Consider the following 2,635-nt stretch of genomic DNA (forward strand, 5'->3'; position numbering starts at 1 on the left):
ATCTACACCTCTCTATTCGTCGGCTGCGTCAGATGTGTATAAGAGTCAGCCCCCGACCCCACCATCGCCTTCACCACCACCCGCAACCAACCCACACCCACACCCCTGGGCATCCCCACCACCCGACCCACCAAGGAGAGCACCCGATGACCACCCTCACCCCGCCCACGCCCTGGATCGACGCCTGCCTCGACCACCACCTCGAAACCGAGATCGGCCTGGCCGTCCTCCTACCCGACCACCACCAAATCGCCCTGTTCCGCACCCACCAGGGCCACCTGTACTCCGTGGACAACATCGACCCCCACACCGGCGCCGCCGTCATCTGCCGCGGCATCGTCGGCGACCGCTCCGGCGAACCCACCATCACCTCACCCATGCTCAAACACGTCTTCAGCCTGCGTAGCGGCCACAGCCTCGACCACGAGCACACCCACCTGACCACCTGGCCCGTACGCCAACACCACGGCATGCTCCAGATCGGCACCACACCCCAAGGAACCCCGTGACCACGACCCCGCCCCAGACCACCACCGCACCCCTGGCCGGGTTCACCGTCGCCGTCACAGCCGCACGCCGAGCCGAAGAACTCACCGCCCTCCTGCACCGCAAGGGCGCCCAGGTCATCGCCGCACCCACCCTGCGCATCCTCCCCTTGAGCGACGACCAACGCCTGGCCACGGTCTCCGAACAACTCACCCGCGCCCCCGCCGACATCGTCGTGGCCACCACCGGCATCGGCTTCCGCGGCTGGGTCGAGGCCTGCGAGACCTGGGGCACCGCTCCACAACTGCTGACCGCCATGCGCTCCTCACGCCTGCTGGCCCGAGGACCCAAGGCCAAGGGCGCCATCCGCGCCGCCGGCCTCACCGAGGAATGGTCACCACCCTCCGAATCCTCTGCCGAGGTCCTGGACCACCTCCTGAACCTCGGCGTCCAAGGCCTACGCGTGGCCGTGCAACTACACGGCCAACCCCTCACCGACTTCACCGCCGCCCTACGCCTGGCCGGCGCCGAGGTCATCGAAGTCCCCGTCTACCGCTGGACCCGCCCCGAACACACCGCGCCCCTGGACAGCCTCATCGACACCATCACCACCGGGGGAGTGGACGCGGTCACCTTCACCAGCGCCCCCGCCGCGGCCGGACTCCTGGCCCACGCCCACACCACCGGAACCAAGACCCCGCTCATCAAGGCCCTACGCCACGACGTCATGACCATGTGCGTGGGCCCGATCACCGCACGTCCCCTCACCACCCACCACATCCCCGCCCTGTGGCCCCAACGCGCCCGCATCGGCCCCCAAGTACGCACACACGCCCAAGAACTACCCGCCCGATTCCCCACCCTGACCGTGGCCGGCCACCACCTGCGCCTACGCGGACACGCCGTCCAGGTCGACGGCACCGTCCACACCCTCTCGCCCACCCAGATGCGCCTCATGCGCGCCCTGGCCCACCACCCCGGCCAGGTCAAGAGCCGCGACCACCTGCTCACCTGCCTGGGTCCAGGCGCCCACGCCCACGCCATCGAAACGGCCGTGGCCCGCCTGCGCACCGCCCTGGGCGATGCCCGGATCATCCGAACGGTCGTCAAACGCGGCTACCGCCTGGCCCTGGACACCCACCGATGAACCCCACCCTCATCCTGGCCCTGCACGGCACCCGCTCACCCCGAGGCCGAGCCGTGGCCCACGCCCTGGCCCTGCGCGTGAGCGAACTCCTACCGGCCCCCGTCCACCTGGCCTTCGCCGACGTATGCACCCCCACCGTCGCCGACGTCGCCGCCCGCACACCCGGCCCCCTGATCGTGGTGCCCGCCTTCCTGACCCGCGGCTACCACGTGCGCGTGGACATCCCCGACCAACTCACCCGGGCCGGGCGCACCCACACCCACCTCACCCCACCCCTGGGCGCGCACCCCGCCCTGGAAGAGGTGGCCCTGCGCCGCCTACACCAGGCCGGATACCGCCCGGGCGACGCCCTGATCCTGGCCTGCGCCGGCACCACCGACCCCCACGCCGAAGCCGACCTGGAACACACCGCCCACCGGCTCTCCACACGCCTTTCCACCCCGGTGCACACCGCCTACGCGGCCACCGCCGACCCACCCGTGGCCGAGGAGGTCGACCGCCTGCGCCGAGCCGAACACCCACGCGTGGCCCTGGCCACCTGGCTGCTCGCCCCCGGACTCTTCCACGACCGCCTCCTGGCCTCGGGCGCCGACGTGGTACCCCGGCCCTTATGCCCGGACGCAGCCATCGCCCACGCCATCGTGGACCGCTACCTCCAAGCCCTGCCCACCCCCGACACCAACGCCTGAACCCGACCACCCGCACCGGCCATGGCCACAACCGGCAACCTCCGATCGACCGGCCCCCTGTGGGGCACACACCAGGTGGACCCGCCCACCCCCGGGCCGGACCACCACCCCACAGCTCAGCGAGGACGGCCGTGCCCACACCACCCACCCCGCCACGCGATGATCGCCGTCCCGAACCCGACCGCGCCGCCGGCGCCCTCCTGGGCCCCCTGGCCGCGGCCGCTTTGGTGGGCGCCCCACCCACCAAGGCCACCACCGACGACCCCCTCACCCACCTGATCCACACCGCCCTGGGCGGCGCACACGAGCCCAC

Annotated in this window: 3 protein-coding genes and 1 pseudogene; all 4 read left to right on the forward strand. The window is 71.6% G+C overall.

The genetic code is table 11. From position 1 onward, the window contains the following. Positions 1 to 146: 146 nt before the first annotated feature. The gene (gene nirD, locus BQ8420_RS24375) at positions 147 to 509 is read left to right on the forward strand and encodes a nitrite reductase small subunit NirD (RefSeq protein ID WP_087101560.1); all 363 of its coding nucleotides are present in this window, start codon (positions 147 to 149) and stop codon (positions 507 to 509) included. Next, positions 506 to 1,633: a uroporphyrinogen-III synthase gene (locus BQ8420_RS24380; RefSeq protein WP_087101562.1), complete on the forward strand. Its 1,128-nt coding sequence runs from the start codon at positions 506 to 508 to the stop codon at positions 1,631 to 1,633. Before nirD ends, BQ8420_RS24380 begins: the two co-directional genes overlap by 4 nt. Beyond that, complete coding sequence (locus BQ8420_RS24385) at positions 1,630 to 2,322, forward strand: sirohydrochlorin chelatase (protein ID WP_087101564.1); 693 nt, start codon at positions 1,630 to 1,632, stop codon at positions 2,320 to 2,322. The genes BQ8420_RS24380 and BQ8420_RS24385 overlap by 4 nt, the downstream gene beginning before the upstream one ends. Before the next feature lie 131 nt (positions 2,323 to 2,453). Next, positions 2,454 to 2,635 (forward strand): annotated as a pseudogene (locus BQ8420_RS24390) (hypothetical protein); the annotation flags it as partial.

The sequence above is a fragment of the Nocardiopsis sp. JB363 genome (assembly GCF_900143625.1).
Lineage (GTDB): Bacteria > Actinomycetota > Actinomycetes > Streptosporangiales > Streptosporangiaceae > Nocardiopsis.